The sequence below is a fragment of the Enterobacter cloacae complex sp. S2 genome (genome assembly GCF_015159675.1).
In the GTDB taxonomy this organism is placed as follows: Bacteria; Pseudomonadota; Gammaproteobacteria; order Enterobacterales; family Enterobacteriaceae; genus Enterobacter; species Enterobacter intestinihominis.
This window is the reverse complement of record NZ_JADDTS010000002.1, coordinates 234,635-252,649: the sequence shown is the minus strand read 5'-3', so window position 1 is coordinate 252,649 and position 18,015 is coordinate 234,635. Positions and strand designations below refer to the sequence as shown.

Below are 18,015 nucleotides of genomic sequence, written 5' to 3'. Positions count from 1 at the left end.
CAATAGAAAGAATAAGGTTATTGAACCAAAAACAGGTGTTGTTATGAATCGTTTTATTATGGCCAATGCTCAGCAGTGTATCGGTTGTCGCGCCTGCGAAGTTGCCTGTGTGATGGCGCACAACGGGGAGCAGCACGCGCTGAGCGAGCGCCATTTTCATCCCCGCATTACGGTCCTTACCTCAGGCTTGCGAAAAAGCCCCGTGACCTGCCACCACTGTGAAAACGCGCCCTGCGCGCAAAGCTGCCCGAACGGAGCCATCACGCAACACAGCGACAGCGTACAGGTCAATCAACAAAAATGCATTGGCTGTAAAGCCTGCGTGGTGGCCTGTCCGTTTGGCACGATGGACATGCTGATCGCCCCGCTGCAAAACGACAGCGTAAAGGCCTCGGCGCACAAATGCGACCTCTGCCTGGAAAGGCCGCAAGGCCCGGCCTGCGTGGAAAACTGCCCGGCGGCGGTGCTTACGCTCGCCACCCCAGCCGTACTGGATAAGCTGGTTAAACAGCGCCGACAGCGCAGCGCAAGGCTGGACGCGCTGCCGTGGCACAGCGAGGCGGTTCAGTCAGTCCCTCCGCAAACCAAACGGCAACAGATGCAAAACACCCCGGCGCGCGGTGAGCCGGATAAGCTCAGCCCCGAAGCACGCGCATACCATTTTAACGAGATCTACCTGCCGTTTCGCCCGGAACAGGCGCAGCGCGAGGCTTCCCGGTGCCTGAAATGTGGCGAGCACAGCATTTGCGAGTGGACCTGCCCGCTGCATAACCACATTCCCCAGTGGATTGAGCGGATCGGGGCGGGGGATATCGTCGGTGCGGCTGAGCTTTCTCACCAGACTAACTGTTTACCGGAAATTACCGGCCGCGTCTGCCCACAGGATCGATTATGTGAAGGCGCCTGCACCCTGCGGGATGCGTCAGGAGCAGTAACCATCGGTAATATCGAACGGTATATCTCGGATCGGGCGCTGGCGATGGGCTGGACGCCGGACGTCAGCCACGTTAAGCCGGTCGGTAAGCGCGTCGCCATCATCGGCGCCGGTCCGGCAGGGCTGGCCTGCGCCGACGTGCTGGTGCGCAGCGGCGTCGGCGTGACGGTCTACGACCGCCATCCGGAAATCGGCGGATTGCTGACCTTTGGTATTCCGGCCTTCAAGCTGGATAAATCCCTGTTAGCGCGGCGCAGAGAGATATTCAGCGCGATGGGCATCCGCTTCGAGCTGAACTGCGAGGTGGGAAAAGACGTGTCGATGGCCCAACTGCAAAACGACTACGATGCCCTGTTCATCGGCGTAGGGACCTATCGTTCCATGAAAGCGGGTATCCCTCACGAAGACGCGCCGGGCGTGTACGACGCGCTGCCGTTTTTAGTGGCAAACACGCGGAACGTGATGGGCCTTGATCCTGCCGCAGACGAACCGTTTATCGACACACAGGGTTTAAACGTGGTGGTGCTCGGCGGGGGCGATACGGCGATGGACTGCGTGCGCACCGCGCTGCGGCATGGCGCGGCGAAAGTCACCTGCGCCTATCGGCGGGACGAGGCCAACATGCCGGGCTCAAAGAAAGAGGTTAAAAACGCGAAAGAAGAGGGCGCAGCGTTTGAATTTAATGTCCAGCCGGTTGAGCTCACGCTGGATACCGACGGGAAGGTTAACGGTATCCGGATGCTGCGCACCAGGCTGGGCGAGCCGGATGCGCAGGGGCGGCGGCGTCCTGTCCCGGTGGCGGGCAGTGAGTTTGTCATGCCAGCGGATGCGGTGATCATGGCGTTTGGTTTTAATCCGCACGCCATGCCGTGGCTTCAGGCGCAGGGCGTCGACACCGACGACTGGGGGCGCATCAGGGCCTCCGTGGAGAGCCGTTATCGCTACCAGACCTCGAATCCGCAGATTTTTGCTGGCGGTGATGCGGTACGCGGTGCGGATCTGGTGGTCACCGCGATGGCGGAAGGGCGTCATGCCGCGCAGGGGATCATGGACTGGCTTGGCGTGCCGCCGCGCAACATGCATTAATGCAGACGGGCGACAAAGCGGGCTTCACGGCGTAGTATAAACAGACTCATTTTGCCGTGGAGCCCGTATGTCCCTGAACATTACCGTTATTAAAGACAAAATCCTTTCTGAAAATTACTTTGTCCTGCGTAACATCACTTACGATCTCACCCGTAAGAACGGGGACGTCATTCGCCATAAACGCGAAGTCTACGACCGGGGCAATGGTGCAACCATCCTGCTGTATAACCGTGAAAAGCAAAGCGTGGTGCTGATCCGCCAGTTTCGCATCGCGACATGGGTCAATGGCAACGCGGACGGACGTCTGATTGAAACCTGTGCAGGTCTGCTTGATGACGATGAGCCGGAAGTGTGTATCCGCAAAGAAGCCATTGAGGAGACGGGTTTTGAAGTGGGTGCGGTGCAGAAAGTCTATGAGCTGTTTATGTCACCTGGCGGGGTTACCGAGCTGGTTCACTTCTTCATTGCGGAATATACCGATGCTCAGCGCACGCACCGGGGCGGCGGCGTGGACGATGAAGACATTGAAGTGCTGGAAATGCCTTTCGCTCAGGCTGTCGACATGGTGAAACGCGGCGAGATCCGCGACGGTAAAGCGGTGATCCTGTTGCAGTATCTGCAAACCAGCGGGCTGATGAATGCGGCGGCGGAAGCGCGATAAGTTGTATTTCAGATAAATCTATCCGATAAATCCGATTGAGCCAGCCCGCCATGGGCACGAAGATACGCCCCAGATTGACCTATTCGTTTCCGGGGCTGTGCCGTTCATGCGCTACTGCGTTTATCTTCTCTTCTTCATTTGCGTGCTTCCCGCGCCTTTGGTGTGGGCTGCGCCTGCGCAGCAGTCTTTTTCAGACTGGCAGGTGACCTGCAATAACCAGAACTTCTGCGTAGCGCGCAATACCGGCGAGCATCGCGGTCTGGTCATGACGCTGAGCCGCAGTGCGGGGGCAAAAACGGACGCCAGCCTGCGCATCGATCTCGGCGGGCTTTCGGCGCCACCGGTGAAAGAGCCTGACATCGCCCCGCGCCTGCTGCTCGACAATGTGCCGCTTACGTTCACGTCGCAACACTGGCAGTTAGCCCCCTGGCATCTTAAAACAGACGATACGGCCACCATCACCACGTTTCTGAAAACCATTCAGGAAGGGCAGGCGCTGACCCTGCGCGGGGGGAAGCAGACAATTTCTCTGGCCGGTCTGAAAGCGGCGCTGCTGTTTATCGATGCCCAGCAAAAACGCGTCGGAAGTGAAACGGCGTGGATTAAAAAAGGGGATAGTCCACCGCTGAGCGTGCCGCCTGCGCCGGCATTAAAAAAGGTGGCGGTGGTGAACCCCACGCCAACGCCGCTGACGCATAACGAACTCAACGATCTGCTGGATTACGGTACCTGGCGCATGAACCACAGCCAGTGCTCTCTCGATCCGAACCGGCGTGAAGTGCGCGTGACCGCGCTGACCGATGACAAAGCGCTGATGATCATCAGCTGTGAGGCGGGGGCGTACAACACCGTCGACCTGGCGTGGCTGGTGTCGCGTAAAAAACCATTTTCGGCCAGGAGCGTGAGATTGCGCCTGCCGTTTACCCCTTCCAGCCAGAGTAGCGACATGGAGCTGATGAATGCCAGCTTCGACGAAAAAACGCGCGAGCTGACCACGCTGGCGCTGGGACGCGGGATTGGCGACTGTGGGATCCAGACCCGCTGGCGTTTTAACGGCCAGCGCTTCCGCCTGGTACGCTACGCGGAAGAGCCAAGCTGTGATAACTGGAATGGGCCAGATGCCTGGCCCACGCTGTGGATCACAAGGTAGGGTTTTGCCGGGTGGCGCTGTCGCTTACCCGGCCTACTTTTTAGAACCGTAGGCCCGGTAAGGCGTAGCCGCCACCGGGCAACGCAGATCGCACTACAGCACGCTTAGCGCCTTCTCCACCACGTTCTCAACGGTAAAGCCGAAATACGGGAACAGCTTGTCGGCCGGGGCGGATTCACCGTAACCATGCATCCCGACAATTGCCCCTTTCAGACCCACGTATTTGTACCAGTAGTCGGCAATGCCAGCTTCAACCGCCACGCGCGCCGCGACGTTTGAAGGCAGCACCGATTCGCGGTACGCCTCATCCTGGGCATCAAAGATATCCGTTGAAGGCAGGGAAACCACGCGCACCGCGTGACCCTCGGCGGTCAGTTTCTCCGCCGCTTTTACTGTGATTTCCACCTCGGAACCGGTGGCGATCAGGATCACGTCTGGCTTACCGCCGCTGTCTTTCAGGATGTACCCGCCGCGGGCGATATTTTTCACCTGCTCCGGCGTGCGCTCGATCTGCGCCAGGTTCTGGCGCGACAGGATCAGCGCCGTGGGTCCGTTATGACGCTCTACGGCCAGCTTCCAGCCCACTGCCGCTTCCACCTGATCGCAAGGACGCCAGGTGCTGAAGTTTGGCGTTAAGCGCAGGCTCGCCAGCTGCTCTACCGCCTGGTGCGTCGGCCCATCTTCACCCAGCCCGATAGAGTCGTGGGTGTACACCATGATTTGCCGCGCCTTCATCAGGGCCGCCATACGCGCCGCGTTACGGGCATATTCGACAAACATCAGGAAGGTGGCGGTGTACGGCACGAAGCCGCCATGGTGGGCGATGCCGTTGGCAATGGCGGTCATCCCAAACTCGCGCACGCCGTAGTGGATGTAGTTCCCGGCAATGTCCTCCTTCAGGGATTTAGAGCCGGACCAGATGGTAAGGTTACTTGGCGCCAGATCCGCCGAGCCGCCCAGCAGTTCGGGCAGGATTGGGCCAATCGCGTTCAGGGTGTTTTGTGATGCCTTACGGGTGGCAATTTTCGCCGGGTTGGATTGCAGGTTCTCAATCAGCGCATGAGTTTTCTCTTCCCAGTCTTCCGGCAGGCCGCCGCTCATGCGGCGGGTAAACTCAGCCGCCAGCTCCGGATACGCTTTTTTGTAGGCGGCAAACTTCTCGTTCCAGGCCTGCTGCGCTTTTTCACCTGTTTCGCGAGCATCCCAGGCCTTGTAGATCTCTTTTGGGATCTCAAAGGCCGGGTGTTTCCAGCCCAGTTTCTGGCGGGTCAGCGCCACTTCCTCTTCACCCAGCGCCGCGCCGTGCGCCTCCTCTTTGCCCGCTTTGTTCGGCGAGCCGAAGCCGATGGTGGTGCGGCAGATGATCAGGGACGGTTTGTCCTTCACGCTCTGCGCTTCCTGAATCGCTTTTTTCACCGCCTCAGGATCGTGACCGTCGATCTCGTGCACCACGTGCCAGTGATAGGCTTCAAAGCGTTTCGCCGTATCGTCGGTAAACCAGCCCTCGGTTTCCCCGTCAATGGAGATGCCGTTGTGATCGTAGAAGCCAATCAGCTTGCCCAGCCCCAGGGTGCCCGCCAGAGAACAGACCTCGTGGGAGATCCCCTCCATCAGACAGCCGTCGCCCATAAAGACATAGGTGTAGTGATCGACAATCTCGTGGTCGGGCTGGTTGAACTGCGCGGCCAGCGTACGTTCGGCAATCGCCAGGCCAACGGCATTCGCCAGCCCCTGGCCCAGCGGGCCGGTAGTGGTTTCAACGCCCGGCGTATAGCCGATCTCCGGGTGGCCCGGCGTTTTGGAGTGCAGCTGGCGGAAGTTTTTTAATTCCTCAAGCGGCAGATCGTAGCCGGAAAGGTGCAGCAGGCTGTAGAGGAGCATCGAGGCGTGCCCGTTGGAAAGAATAAAACGGTCGCGGTCGTACCAGGTCGGGTCGGTCGGGTTGTGCTTCAGGAAGTCGTTCCACAGCACTTCGGCGATATCAGCCATACCCATGGGGGCGCCAGGGTGGCCGGAATTGGCTTTTTGTACGGCATCCATGCTGAGGGCGCGAATGGCGTTGGCGAGCTCTTTACGGGACATAGTTCACTCCGTGGCAAGGTTAAAGTTTGGCGGCGAGAAGATCTTCGAGTTTGCGCTGGTCGACGGCGAACTGGCGGATGCCGTCCGCCAGTTTTTCCACGGCCATTGGGTCCTGATTGTGCTCCCAGCGGAATTCCGCTTCGGTCATGGGTTTTGGTTTTGGCAGAACGGTGGAGGTTGGCACCAGCTTGCGGATCACCGTCTCTTCACTCTCCTGAAGCTTTTTCAGCAGGTCAGGGGAGATGGTCAGCCGGTCGCAGCCCGCGAGCGCGAGGATCTGCTCGGTGCGGCGGAAGCTGGCCCCCATCACGATGGTCTCGTAGCGGTGCTGCTTGTAATAATCGTAGATATTACGCACCGATTTCACGCCGGGATCTTCGTCCACCACATACGGATCCATCGGCTGTTTCGCCTGATACCAGTCGTAGATACGTCCGACAAACGGTGAAATCAGGAACACGCCCGCTTCGGCGCAGGCACGCGCCTGGGCGAAGGAGAACAGCAGCGTCAGGTTACAGTTGATCCCCTCTTTCTCCAGCACTTCCGCCGCGCGGATGCCTTCCCAGGTGGAGGCAAGCTTGATCAGGATGCGTGATTTATCGATCCCCTGCTCCTGGTAGAGTTCCACCAGGCGGCGAGCCTTGCTAATGCTCTTTTCCTGGTCGAATGAGAGGCGGGCATCCACTTCGGTGGAGACGCGTCCCGGTATGCTTTTAAGAATTTCCGCACCGATATTGACCGCCAGCTTGTCACTGGCTTCGGCGACCTGCTGCTCCTGCGTTTTACCGCGCTGTTTGCCGTAGGCAAGGGCGTCATCAATCAGATGACTAAAGTGCGCAAGACCGGCCGCCTTGAGCAGCAGCGAGGGGTTGGTGGTCGCGTCTTCCGGCTGGTAGTGACGAATCGATTCGATGTCGCCGCTGTCTGCAACCACGGTGGTAAATTGTTTGATGCCGTCTAGCTGGTTCATAATTACTCCTTGGAAATAAAAGAGTTAGTCGAGTGCGTCAGGTCACACTTCTGAGAAAATCATGATGGACTTAACAAAAAAGCATAGCAGACGGGGGAGGCATTGCTGTCTGAGACGGGTAACATGGCTGTTATAAATTGATAACAATTTTTATTCTGCAATGGTGAGAGTTTGGCAGCCTTCAAAGTTTAGGAGCCTGCCTGCGGCGATACTATGCGGCACACCAGGGTGTGCATAGGAACGTCAACATCACCCTTTTTGACCGAAACGTGAAAGGAATAACAAGATGGATGATCAGTTAAAACAAAGCGCTCTCGATTTTCACGAGTTTCCTGTTCCGGGTAAAATCCAGGTATCCCCGACCAAACCGCTGGCGACCCAGCGCGATCTGGCGCTGGCCTACTCGCCAGGCGTAGCTGCCCCGTGCCTTGAAATCGAAAAAGATCCGCTGGCAGCGTACAAATACACCGCCCGTGGCAACCTGGTGGCCGTTATCTCTAACGGTACGGCGGTACTGGGGTTAGGGAACATTGGCGCGCTGGCCGGTAAGCCGGTGATGGAAGGGAAGGGCGTTCTGTTTAAGAAATTTGCCGGTATCGACGTCTTCGATATCGAAGTGGACGAACTGGACCCGGATAAATTCATCAACGTGGTGGCGGCGCTGGAGCCGACCTTCGGCGGCATCAACCTGGAAGACATCAAAGCGCCGGAATGTTTCTATATCGAGCAGAAGCTGCGCGAGCGTATGAACATTCCCGTGTTCCATGACGACCAGCACGGCACGGCGATTATCAGTACCGCCGCCATTCTGAACGGTCTGCGTGTGGTGGAGAAAAACCTCTCCGACGTGCGCATGGTGGTCTCCGGCGCTGGCGCCGCGGCCATCGCCTGTATGAACCTGCTGGTGGCGCTGGGCATGCAGAAACACAACATCGTGGTCTGCGACTCCAAAGGCGTGATTTACAAAGACCGCGAGCCAAACATGGCGGAAACCAAGGCGGCCTATGCGGTGGCAGACGACGGCAAGCGCACGCTAGAAGACGTCATTGAAGGTGCCGACATTTTCCTCGGCTGTTCAGGCCCGAAAGTACTGACCCAGGAGATGGTGCAGAAGATGGCGCGCGCGCCAATGATCCTGGCCCTGGCGAACCCGGAGCCGGAAATTCTGCCGCCGCTGGCGAAGGCAGTGCGTGAAGACGCGATCATCTGTACCGGACGTTCGGACTACCCGAACCAGGTGAACAACGTGCTCTGCTTCCCGTTCATCTTCCGCGGTGCGCTGGACGTCGGCGCTACGGCAATCAACGAAGAGATGAAGCTCGCCGCCGTTCATGCTATCGCAGAGCTGGCGCACGCCGAGCAGAGCGAAGTGGTGGCCTCCGCCTACGGCGATCAGGATCTGAGCTTCGGCCCGGACTACATTATCCCTAAACCATTTGACCCGCGTCTGATCGTGAAGATCGCGCCAGCGGTGGCCAAAGCGGCGATGGACTCTGGCGTGGCGACGCGGCCGATTGAAGATTTCGATGCCTACGTCGATAAACTCACCGAGTTCGTCTACAAAACCAACCTGTTTATGAAGCCGATCTTCTCCCAGGCGCGCGCTGACGCGAAGCGCGTGGTGCTGGCGGAAGGGGAAGAGGCGCGCGTGCTGCACGCCACGCAGGAGCTGATCACCTTAGGGCTGGCGAAACCGATCCTGATTGGTCGTCCGAGCGTGATCGAGATGCGTATCCAGAAGCTGGGCCTGCAAATTAAGCCGGGCGTCGACTTTGAGATCGTCAATAACGAATCCGATCCGCGCTTCAAAGAGTACTGGAACGAATACTATTCGATCATGAAGCGTCGGGGGATCACCCAGGAGCAGGCGCAGCGGGCGGTGATCAGCAACACCACGGTGATCGGCGCGATCATGGTTCATCGCGGTGAGGCGGATGCGCTGATCTGCGGCACCATCGGCGAGTATCATGAGCATTTCAGCGTGGTGCAGGAGATCTTCGGCTATCGCGAGGGGGTCCATACTGCCGGCGCAATGAACGCGCTGCTGCTGCCAAGCGGTAACACCTTTATCGCCGATACCTACGTTAACGACGATCCAACCCCGGACGAACTGGCGGAAATCACCGTGATGGCGGCGGAAACCGTGCGCCGCTTTGGTATCGAGCCGAAAGTGGCGCTGCTGTCGCACTCTAACTTCGGGTCATCCAAATCCGCGGCGGCGTGCAAAATGCGCCAGACGCTGGACCTGGTGCGCGAGCGTGCGCCGGAACTGATGATCGACGGCGAGATGCACGGCGACGCCGCGCTGGTGGAGAGCATTCGTAATGAACGTATGCCGGACAGCCCGCTGAAAGGCTCCGCGAATGTGCTGATTATGCCGAACGTAGAAGCGGCGCGTATCAGCTATAACCTGCTGCGCGTGTCGAGTTCTGAAGGGGTGACCGTAGGGCCAGTGCTGATGGGGGTGTCAAAACCGGTACATGTATTAACGCCGATTGCCTCCGTGCGTCGTATCGTCAACATGGTAGCGCTGGCGGTGGTTGAGGCACAGACGCAGCCGCTGTAATTTTTACCCTCACCCTAACCCTCTCCCAAAGGGAGAGGGAATTTATACTCCCTCTCCCTTTGGGAGAGGGCAGGGGTGAGGGGGTTACACCCAGTTCCGAACCCGAATAAACTCACGCAAGGCAGCCTCCGGGCTGCCTTCTTTGGGTTCAAAGCTGTATTCCCAGCGCACCAGCGGCGGCATCGACATCAGAATGGACTCCGTGCGCCCACCGGTTTGCAGGCCAAACAGCGTCCCGCGATCCCATACCAGGTTAAACTCCACGTAACGCCCGCGGCGGTACAGCTGGAACTCACGCTCGCGAACGCCGTAGTCGGTGTTTTTGCGGCGTTCGACAATCGGCAGATAGGCATCGGTAAAGCCTTTACCCACTGCGCGCATAAAGCTGAACGCGGTATCAAAATCCGGCGTGTTGAGATCGTCAAAGAACAGCCCGCCGATGCCGCGTTGCTCGTCGCGATGCTTCAGATAGAAATAATCATCGCACCACTTTTTGTATTTCGGGTAAACGTCTTCGCCAAACGGCAGGCAGAGGTCGCGCGCGGTGGTGTGCCAGTGCACGGCGTCCTCTTCGAAGCCATAGTAAGGCGTTAAGTCGAAACCGCCGCCAAACCACCAGACCGGATCGGCCCCCGGTTTTTCCGCGATGAAAAAGCGCACGTTGGCGTGGCTGGTTGGCACAAACGGGTTATGCGGATGCACCACCAGCGAGACGCCCATCGCCTCGAAGCTGCGGCCCGCCAGTTCAGGCCGATGCGCCGTGGCGGACGCCGGCATTGCATCACCGTGGACGTGGGAGAAGTTGACCCCGGCCTGTTCAAAAATGCCACCGTTACGCAGCACGCGGCTGCGTCCACCGCCGCCCGCTTCGCGCTGCCAGGCATCTTCCTGAAATTCACCGCCGTCTGCGGCGGCCAGTTTCTGGCAAATCGCGTCCTGTAACTGCATCAGGAAAGTTTTGACCAGTTGTGCATTCGGTTTCATCAACGTTTCCTGGAGTGCGCTTTTTGATTATCGAACCAGTTGAAATAACTGATGACCCCGGAGGCGATAGCGTTCGCGATCTTCTGACGAAACGCCGTGGTGCCGAGTAAACGCTCCTCTTCCGGGTTGGTAATGAACGAGGTTTCAACCAGCACGGACGGAATGGACGGGGACTTCAGCACCACAAACGCGGCCTGCTCGGTGCTTTTACTGTGCAGACGGTGCACGGGCTTAATCCGTTTAAGGATATGCGAGCCGAGCGTCAGGCTGTTTTTGATGGTATCGGTCTGCACGAGATCAAACAGAACCTGCTGCAACAGATGGTCTTTGTCGGTGGCTTTTTTCCCGGCCACTTCATCCGCCCGGTTTTCGCGATCGGAGAGGTATTTCGCCATGGCGCTACTGGCGCCACGGTTGGAGAGGGCGAACACCGATGCGCCTGCGGCGGAAGGGTTTGTGAAGCCATCCGCGTGAATGGACATAAACAGGTCGGCGCCGTGCTTATGGGCAATTTCCACGCGATCGTACAGCGGGATAAACGTGTCGCCCGTGCGCGTCAGGCGGGCGTCAATGCCGTTGCTGCGTAAAATTGCGCGCACATTTTTTGCAATTGCCAGCACGACGTGTTTTTCTTTCGACCCGTTTCCGCCAATGGCGCCGGTGTCGATCCCGCCGTGGCCCGGATCGAGCATGACCAGACGCTTTGCGCCGGCTTTTTTGGTTTTCGGCTTGCTGTGTCCGTTACTGGTTTTAAGCGAGCTCTCTTCTTTTGCCTGAACCTGCTTTGCGATGCCTGTTAACGTTAAGGCCGCCAGCCCCGCTTTGAGAACCTGACGACGCGATGTGAGTGCTTTTAATGGTTTGAATGTGCTCATGCGGCCTGAATTGTAAAAATTGGGGTCCTGGTGTTATATCGTATCGCGTTTTGCGTGACGACATTCCTTATTGAGAATTGTTTTACTTTTCATTTCAATACGTGACAAAGTGACATTATGCCAAATTTTGGCGAGTTTTTCCCCGGTTATTGGCTAAATGCCCTGTTCACGCCATAATCACTGTTTTTAAACCCGAAAAGGCGGTTAATACCATGGAGATACGCGTTTTTCGCCAGGAAGATTTCGAAGAGGTGATCACCCTTTGGGAGCGCTGCGATCTGCTGCGTCCGTGGAACGATCCGGAAATGGACATCGAACGGAAGGTGAATCACGACGTCAGTCTGTTTCTGGTCGCTGAGGTCAACGGCGAGGTGGTCGGGACGGTAATGGGCGGGTACGACGGCCACCGCGGGTCGGCCTACTATCTGGGCGTGCACCCGGAATATCGCGCGCGCGGCATCGCCAACGCGCTGCTTAACCGTCTGGAAAAGAAACTGATCGCCCGTGGCTGCCCGAAAATCCAGATTATGGTGCGGGAAGATAACGACGTGGTGCTGGGCATGTATGAACGTCTGGGCTACGAGCACGCGGATGTACTGACGCTGGGTAAGCGCCTGATCGAAGATGAAGAGTACTGAGTTCCACCCTGGCGACTATGATGCTCACGGTCGTCTGCGTCTGCCTTTTTTATTCTGGTGCGTTCTGCTGTTGCAGGCCCGCACCTGGGTGCTGTTCGTGATGGCTGGCGCGTCACGCGGGCAGGGCGATACGCTACTGAATCTCTTTTATCCCGATCACGATGCGTTCTGGCTGGGGTTACTGCCCGGTGTACCGGCGGTGCTGGCGTTCCTGTGCAGCGGTCGGCGGCAGTTCCTCCCGCGCTTCTGGCGCGCACTTCGCTGGCTGTTGATTCTGGCGCAGGTTGTGCTCCTGGTCTGGCAGCCCGTGCTCTGGCTGTACGGCGAGCCGCTTTCCGGTATCGGGATTGCGCTGGTGGTGGCGGATATTGTCGCGCTGCTGTGGCTGGTCACGAATCCCCGTTTACGCGCCTGTTTTACGCAAGAGTCAGATTAAAACGGCACTTTTTGCCGATACTGCACTCCAACAAGCGTTGATTTACTACGTAAGGACGTCTCAATGAAATCGCTGCGTTTACTTTTATGCGCTCTCCCGCTGGCGTTAACCGGCTGTTCCACGCTCTCATCCATCAACTGGTCTGCGGCCTATCCGTGGAACTGGTTTGGCTCCTTAACGGAAGTGACCGAGCAGGGCGTGGGCAAAATCACCGCCTCGACGGCGCTGGATCAGGATGCCATTCAGGAGGCCATCGGCAGTGATTATCGCCTGCGCAGCGGCATGAAAACCGAGAACGGCAACATCGTGCGCTATTTCGAAGCGTTGAAAGACGACAAGGTGGCGATGATCATCAACGGCGATAAAGGTACGGTCAACCGCATTGCGGTGATGGATGAAGAGATCCCGACCTCAGGTGGCGTGAAGGTAGGTACGCCGTTTGGCGAGCTCTACCAGAAAGCGTTTGGCCACTGCGCCAGCGTGCCGTCGGATGATAGCGTGGCGGTCGAGTGTAAGGCCGACGGCAGCCAGCACATTAGCTATGTATTCAGCGGCACCTGGAACGGTCCGGAAGGGTTAATGCCCTCTGACGACACCCTGAAAAAGTGGAAAGTGAGCAAAATTATCTGGAAGCAGTAATTTGCGCCTGAGCAAGCCGCCTCGCTGTAATCCAGGTATAATAGCCGCCATCAATGCCACGCTGTCGTGGCATCTTTTTTTCAGGAGGAGCGATGTCTCAGGTTCAGAGTGGCATTTTGCCAGAACATTGCCGCGCGGCGATTTGGATTGAAGCCAACGTCAAAGGGGACGTGGATGCCCTGCGCGCGGCCAGCAAAATTTTCGTTGATAAACTGGCCACCTTTCAGGCCAAATTCCCCGAAGCCCATCTGGGCGCGGTGGTTGCCTTTGGCAACACCGTCTGGCGTCAGCTGAGCGGCGGCGAAGGCGCAGAAGAGCTGAAAGACTTTATTCCTTATGGCAAAGGTCTTGCGCCCGCCACCCAGTATGACGTCCTGATCCATATCCTCTCCCTGCGCCATGACGTGAATTTCTCCGTCGCTCAGGCAGCGATTGAGGCCTTTGGTGACAGCATCGACGTGCAGGAAGAGATCCACGGTTTCCGCTGGGTGGAAGAGCGCGATTTGAGCGGCTTCGTCGACGGCACCGAAAACCCGGCCGGGGAAGAGACGCGTCGCGAGGTGGCTGTAATCAAGGATGGCGTGGACGCGGGCGGCAGCTACGTGTTCGTCCAGCGCTGGGAGCATAACCTCAGGCAGCTCAACCGCATGAGCGTGCATGACCAGGAGATGATGATTGGCCGCACCAAAGACGCCAATGAAGAGATTGACGGCGATGCGCGTCCGGTCACGTCCCACCTGACCCGCGTTGACCTTAAAGAAGACGGTAAGGGGCTGAAGATTGTTCGCCAGAGCCTGCCGTACGGCACCGCGAGCGGTACGCACGGCCTGTACTTCTGCGCTTACTGTGCGCGCCTCTACAACATCGAACAGCAGCTGCTGAGCATGTTTGGCGATACCGACGGCAAGCGTGACGCCATGCTGCGCTTCACCCGTCCCGTGACCGGCGGCTACTACTTTGCGCCGTCCGTTGAGCGCCTGCTGGCGCTGTAAATCGCTCTCCATTCGTAGGCCGGGTAAGCGTTAGCGCCACCCGGCAATTTCTCCCGCACCCCTTATTCCCTTTTCTGCTTCTAAATCACCAAACGGTATATAAAACCGTTACTCCTTTAGACTCCGTTATAAATATTATGACTATAAGATAGTCATCACATTTATAAGGGTGCGCAATGGCCGTTACTGTACTGAAAAAAGGATCGCTGGCACTGGCAGGTTTACTGCTGGTGGCGCAGGCGCAGGCAACCGAGTTGCTGAACAGTTCTTATGATGTTTCGCGCGAGCTGTTTGCCGCCCTTAATCCCGCATTTGAACAGCAGTGGGCGAAAGAGAACAACGGCGACAAGCTGACCATCAAACAGTCGCACGCTGGCTCATCCAAGCAGGCGCTGGCCATTTTGCAGGGGCTGAAAGCGGATGTGGTGACCTACAACCAGGTCACGGACGTGCAGATCCTGCACGACAAAGGCAAGCTGATCCCGGCGGACTGGCAAAGCCGCCTGCCGAACAACAGTTCGCCGTTCTACTCCACCATGGGCTTCCTGGTGCGCAAGGGCAACCCGAAAAACATTCACGACTGGAACGACCTGGTGCGTTCTGACGTCAAGCTGATTTTCCCGAATCCGAAAACCTCCGGCAACGCGCGTTATACCTATCTGGCGGCGTGGGGCGCGGCGGACAAAGCTGACGGTAACGATAAAGCGAAAACCGAACAGTTTATGACCCAGTTCCTGAAAAATGTCGAAGTGTTTGACACCGGCGGCCGGGGCGCAACCACCACTTTCGCCGAGCGCGGGCTGGGCGATGTGCTGATCAGCTTTGAATCCGAAGTGAACAATATTCGTAAACAGTACGAAGCGCAGGGCTTCGAAGTGGTTATCCCGAAAACCAACGTTCTGGCCGAGTTCCCGGTGGCGTGGGTGGATAAAAACGTCAAAGCCAACGGCACAGAGAAAGCGGCAAAAGCCTATCTCAACTATCTGTACAGCCCGCAGGCGCAGACGGTGATTACTGACTATTACTACCGCGTTAATAATCCGGACGTGATGAACAAGCTGAAAGACAAATTCCCGCAGACCGAGCTGTTCCGCGTGGAAGATCATTTCGGCGCCTGGCCTGAGGTGATGAAAACGCATTTTGCCAGCGGCGGTGAGTTAGACAAATTGCTGGCGGCGGGGCGTAAGTAATGTTTGCAGGATCAACAAGACGTGTGCTGCCGGGTTTTACCTTAAGCCTCGGGACCAGCCTGCTGTTCGTCTGTCTGATTTTATTGTTACCGCTCAGCGCTCTGGTGATGCAGCTCGCTGAGATGAGCTGGTCCCAGTACTGGGAAGTGGTCACCAACCCGCAGGTGGTGGCGGCCTACAAGGTCACGCTGCTGTCTGCATTCGTGGCCTCGATTTTTAACGGCGTGTTTGGCCTGCTGATGGCATGGATCTTAACCCGCTATCGCTTCCCGGGCCGCACGCTGCTCGACGCCCTGATGGATCTGCCGTTTGCCCTGCCGACGGCGGTGGCCGGTCTGACGCTGGCGTCGCTGTTCTCCGTGAACGGCTTTTACGGCGAATGGCTGGCGAAGTTTGATATTAAAGTGACCTATACCTGGATCGGTATCGCGGTGGCGATGGCCTTCACCAGCATCCCGTTTGTGGTACGTACCGTGCAGCCGGTGCTGGAAGAGTTAGGCCCCGAATACGAAGAGGCTGCGGAGACCCTGGGCGCCACGCGCTGGCAGAGTTTCCGTAAGGTTGTGCTGCCGGAACTTTCTCCGGCCTTGCTGGCGGGGGTGGCGCTTTCCTTTACCCGCAGCCTCGGTGAATTTGGCGCGGTCATTTTTATTGCCGGGAACATCGCGTGGAAAACCGAAGTGACCTCGCTGATGATTTTTGTCCGTTTGCAGGAGTTTGATTATCCGGCCGCGAGCGCGATTGCCTCGGTGATCCTTGCCGCGTCGCTGCTGCTACTGTTTTCGATTAACACTCTGCAAAGTCGCTTTGGTCGACGTGTGGTAGGTCACTGATGGCGGAAGTTACGCAATTGAAGCGCTATGACGCGCCCCGCATCAACTGGGGCAAATGGTTTCTGATTGGTACCGGCGTGCTGGTCTCCGCATTCATTCTCGTCGTGCCGATGGTGTACATCTTCGTGCAGGCCTTCAGCAAAGGGATTATGCCCGCGCTGCAAAACCTGGCCGATCCGGACATGCTCCACGCCATCTGGCTGACGGTGATGATTGCCCTGATCACCGTCCCGGTGAATCTGGTGTTTGGCGTATTGCTGGCCTGGCTGGTAACGCGCTTTAACTTCCCGGGGCGTCAGCTGCTGCTGACCCTGCTGGATATCCCGTTTGCGGTGTCTCCGGTGGTGGCGGGTCTGGTTTATCTGCTCTTCTACGGCTCCAATGGCCCGCTGGGCGGCTGGCTGGATGAGCACGACCTGCAAATCATGTTCGCCTGGCCGGGGATGGTGCTGGTGACCGTCTTTGTCACCTGTCCGTTCGTGGTGCGCGAGCTGGTGCCGGTGATGCTCAGCCAGGGCAGCCATGAAGATGAAGCCGCGGTGCTGCTCGGCGCTTCCGGCTGGCAGATGTTCCGCCGCGTCACGCTGCCGAATATCCGCTGGGCACTGCTTTACGGCGTGGTGCTGACCAACGCCCGTGCGATCGGTGAGTTTGGCGCGGTGTCGGTGGTATCCGGCTCGATTCGCGGCGAAACCCTGTCGCTGCCGTTACAGATTGAATTACTGGAACAGGACTACAACACCGTCGGTTCCTTTACTGCCGCAGCGTTGCTGACGCTGATGGCGATTTTGACCCTGTTTTTGAAGAGTGTGGTGCAGTGGCGTTTAGAGAATCAGGAAAAACGTCAGCATCAGGAGGGAAATCATGAGCATTGAGATTGCCAATATTAAGAAGTCTTTTGGTCGCACCCAGGTGCTGAATGATATCTCGCTGGATATCCCTTCCGGACAAATGGTGGCGCTGCTGGGGCCGTCTGGCTCCGGTAAAACCACGCTGCTGCGTATTATCGCCGGGCTTGAACACCAGACCAGCGGACATATTCGCTTCCACGGTACGGACGTTAGCCGCCTGCACGCCCGCGACCGTAAAGTGGGCTTTGTATTTCAGCATTATGCGCTGTTCCGCCACATGACGGTATTCGACAACATCGCGTTTGGCCTGACCGTGCTGCCGCGTCGTGAACGTCCAGATGCCGCCGCCATCAAAGCGAAAGTGACCAAACTGCTGGAGATGGTGCAGCTTGCGCATCTGGCGGACCGCTTCCCGGCTCAACTTTCCGGCGGGCAGAAGCAGCGCGTGGCGCTGGCGCGTGCGTTAGCCGTTGAACCGCAAATCCTGCTGCTGGACGAACCGTTTGGCGCGCTGGATGCGCAGGTGCGAAAAGAGCTGCGCCGCTGGCTGCGTCAGCTGCATGAGGAACTCCAGTTCACCAGCGTTTTCGTGACCCACGATCAGGAAGAGGCGATGGAAGTGGCCGATCGCGTGGTGGTAATGAGTCAGGGCAACATTGAGCAGGTTGACGAGCCAGAGCAGCTCTGGCGTGAACCGGCGACCCGCTTTGTGCTGGAGTTTATGGGGGAAGTAAACCGCCTTCAGGGCACCATTCGCGGCGGTCAGTTCCACGTTGGCGCGCACCGCTGGCCGCTGGGGTATACCTCCGCGCATCAGGGGCCGGTGGATCTGTTCCTGCGTCCGTGGGAAGTGGACGTCAGCCGCCGTACCAGCCTGGATTCACCGCTTCCGGTGCAGGTGCTGGAAGCTAGCCCTAAAGGGCACTACACCCAATTGGTGGTACAGCCCCTGGGCTGGTACACCGAGCCGCTGACCGTGGTTATGCGTGACGACGTGCCGCCGCACCGGGGGGAGCGCCTGTTTGTCGGGCTGCAACACGCGCGCATTTATCACGGTAACGAGCGCATTGAAACGCGCGAGGATATTGCTCTGGCGGAGTCAGCCTGATAGGTTATTAGTATGTTTAT

At 57.9% G+C, this 18,015-nt stretch carries 16 protein-coding genes; 12 read left to right on the top strand and 4 right to left on the bottom strand.

The annotated features are described in order from the left end of the window. Positions 1 to 43 precede the first annotated feature (43 nt). The 3 genes from aegA (at position 44) to IPZ49_RS01835 (ending at position 3,831) form a co-directional block, all read left to right on the top strand. On the top strand, positions 44 to 2,020 hold the full coding sequence (gene aegA, locus IPZ49_RS01845; protein ID WP_072204071.1) for a formate-dependent uric acid utilization protein AegA: 1,977 nt from the start codon (positions 44 to 46) through the stop codon (positions 2,018 to 2,020). 67 nt (positions 2,021 to 2,087) lie between these two features. After that, positions 2,088 to 2,681, top strand: a complete 594-nt coding sequence (gene nudK / locus IPZ49_RS01840; RefSeq protein WP_063932831.1) for a GDP-mannose pyrophosphatase NudK — start codon at positions 2,088 to 2,090, stop codon at positions 2,679 to 2,681. A gap of 106 nt (positions 2,682 to 2,787) precedes the next feature. Then, positions 2,788 to 3,831 carry a DUF1176 domain-containing protein gene (locus tag IPZ49_RS01835; protein WP_032671798.1) on the top strand — a complete coding sequence of 348 codons (1,044 nt, stop codon included), beginning with the start codon at positions 2,788 to 2,790 and terminating at the stop codon, positions 3,829 to 3,831. Between the two features lie 93 nt (positions 3,832 to 3,924). Here the strand turns inward: IPZ49_RS01835 and tkt are convergent, their stop codons facing one another. After that, positions 3,925 to 5,913: a transketolase gene (gene tkt / locus IPZ49_RS01830; protein ID WP_023295116.1), complete on the bottom strand. Its 1,989-nt coding sequence runs from the start codon at positions 5,911 to 5,913 to the stop codon at positions 3,925 to 3,927. Between the two features lie 19 nt (positions 5,914 to 5,932). Next, positions 5,933 to 6,883, bottom strand: coding sequence for a transaldolase (tal, locus tag IPZ49_RS01825; RefSeq protein ID WP_015572217.1), 951 nt, complete (start codon positions 6,881 to 6,883; stop codon positions 5,933 to 5,935). A 286-nt stretch (positions 6,884 to 7,169) separates the two neighbouring features. Between tal and maeB the strand changes: the two genes are divergently transcribed. Continuing rightward, positions 7,170 to 9,449: an NADP-dependent oxaloacetate-decarboxylating malate dehydrogenase gene (maeB, locus tag IPZ49_RS01820; RefSeq protein WP_063932830.1), complete on the top strand. Its 2,280-nt coding sequence runs from the start codon at positions 7,170 to 7,172 to the stop codon at positions 9,447 to 9,449. Between the two features lie 84 nt (positions 9,450 to 9,533). Here maeB and hemF read toward each other — a convergent pair whose 3' ends face one another. Both hemF and amiA read right to left on the bottom strand, forming a co-directional pair. Further along, positions 9,534 to 10,433 (bottom strand): oxygen-dependent coproporphyrinogen oxidase, encoded by a 900-nt coding sequence (gene hemF / locus IPZ49_RS01815; RefSeq protein WP_033487426.1) that lies wholly within the window; start codon positions 10,431 to 10,433, stop codon positions 9,534 to 9,536. Next, entirely contained in the window at positions 10,433 to 11,308 is an 876-nt protein-coding gene (gene amiA / locus IPZ49_RS01810; protein ID WP_058689125.1) for an N-acetylmuramoyl-L-alanine amidase AmiA, read from the bottom strand. Before amiA ends, hemF begins: the two co-directional genes overlap by 1 nt. 212 nt (positions 11,309 to 11,520) lie before the next feature. Here amiA and IPZ49_RS01805 point away from each other — a divergent pair, with 212 nt between their 5' ends. The 8 genes from IPZ49_RS01805 (at position 11,521) to cysA (ending at position 17,995) form a co-directional block, all read left to right on the top strand. Continuing rightward, a complete protein-coding gene (locus IPZ49_RS01805; RefSeq protein WP_003861292.1) occupies positions 11,521 to 11,946 on the top strand; it encodes a GNAT family acetyltransferase in 426 nt (141 codons plus the stop codon). Next, positions 11,933 to 12,382 (top strand): DUF2919 domain-containing protein, encoded by a 450-nt coding sequence (locus tag IPZ49_RS01800; RefSeq protein ID WP_058689124.1) that lies wholly within the window; start codon positions 11,933 to 11,935, stop codon positions 12,380 to 12,382. The genes IPZ49_RS01805 and IPZ49_RS01800 overlap by 14 nt, the downstream gene beginning before the upstream one ends. 63 nt (positions 12,383 to 12,445) lie before the next feature. Continuing rightward, complete coding sequence (locus IPZ49_RS01795; RefSeq protein WP_058689123.1) at positions 12,446 to 13,021, top strand: RpoE-regulated lipoprotein; 576 nt, start codon at positions 12,446 to 12,448, stop codon at positions 13,019 to 13,021. A gap of 92 nt (positions 13,022 to 13,113) precedes the next feature. Continuing rightward, positions 13,114 to 14,013: a Dyp-type peroxidase gene (locus tag IPZ49_RS01790; RefSeq protein WP_017383480.1), complete on the top strand. Its 900-nt coding sequence runs from the start codon at positions 13,114 to 13,116 to the stop codon at positions 14,011 to 14,013. A gap of 176 nt (positions 14,014 to 14,189) precedes the next feature. Continuing rightward, positions 14,190 to 15,203: a sulfate ABC transporter substrate-binding protein gene (locus tag IPZ49_RS01785; protein ID WP_032649009.1), complete on the top strand. Its 1,014-nt coding sequence runs from the start codon at positions 14,190 to 14,192 to the stop codon at positions 15,201 to 15,203. Beyond that, a complete protein-coding gene (gene cysT, locus IPZ49_RS01780) occupies positions 15,203 to 16,036 on the top strand; it encodes a sulfate/thiosulfate ABC transporter permease CysT (RefSeq protein ID WP_017383478.1) in 834 nt (277 codons plus the stop codon). The genes IPZ49_RS01785 and cysT overlap by 1 nt, the downstream gene beginning before the upstream one ends. Further along, the gene (gene cysW, locus IPZ49_RS01775) at positions 16,036 to 16,911 is read left to right on the top strand and encodes a sulfate/thiosulfate ABC transporter permease CysW (RefSeq protein ID WP_003861305.1); all 876 of its coding nucleotides are present in this window, start codon (positions 16,036 to 16,038) and stop codon (positions 16,909 to 16,911) included. The genes cysT and cysW overlap by 1 nt, the downstream gene beginning before the upstream one ends. Continuing rightward, a complete protein-coding gene (cysA, locus tag IPZ49_RS01770) occupies positions 16,901 to 17,995 on the top strand; it encodes a sulfate/thiosulfate ABC transporter ATP-binding protein CysA (protein ID WP_017383477.1) in 1,095 nt (364 codons plus the stop codon). Before cysW ends, cysA begins: the two co-directional genes overlap by 11 nt. The last annotated feature ends 20 nt before the right edge of the window (positions 17,996 to 18,015 follow it).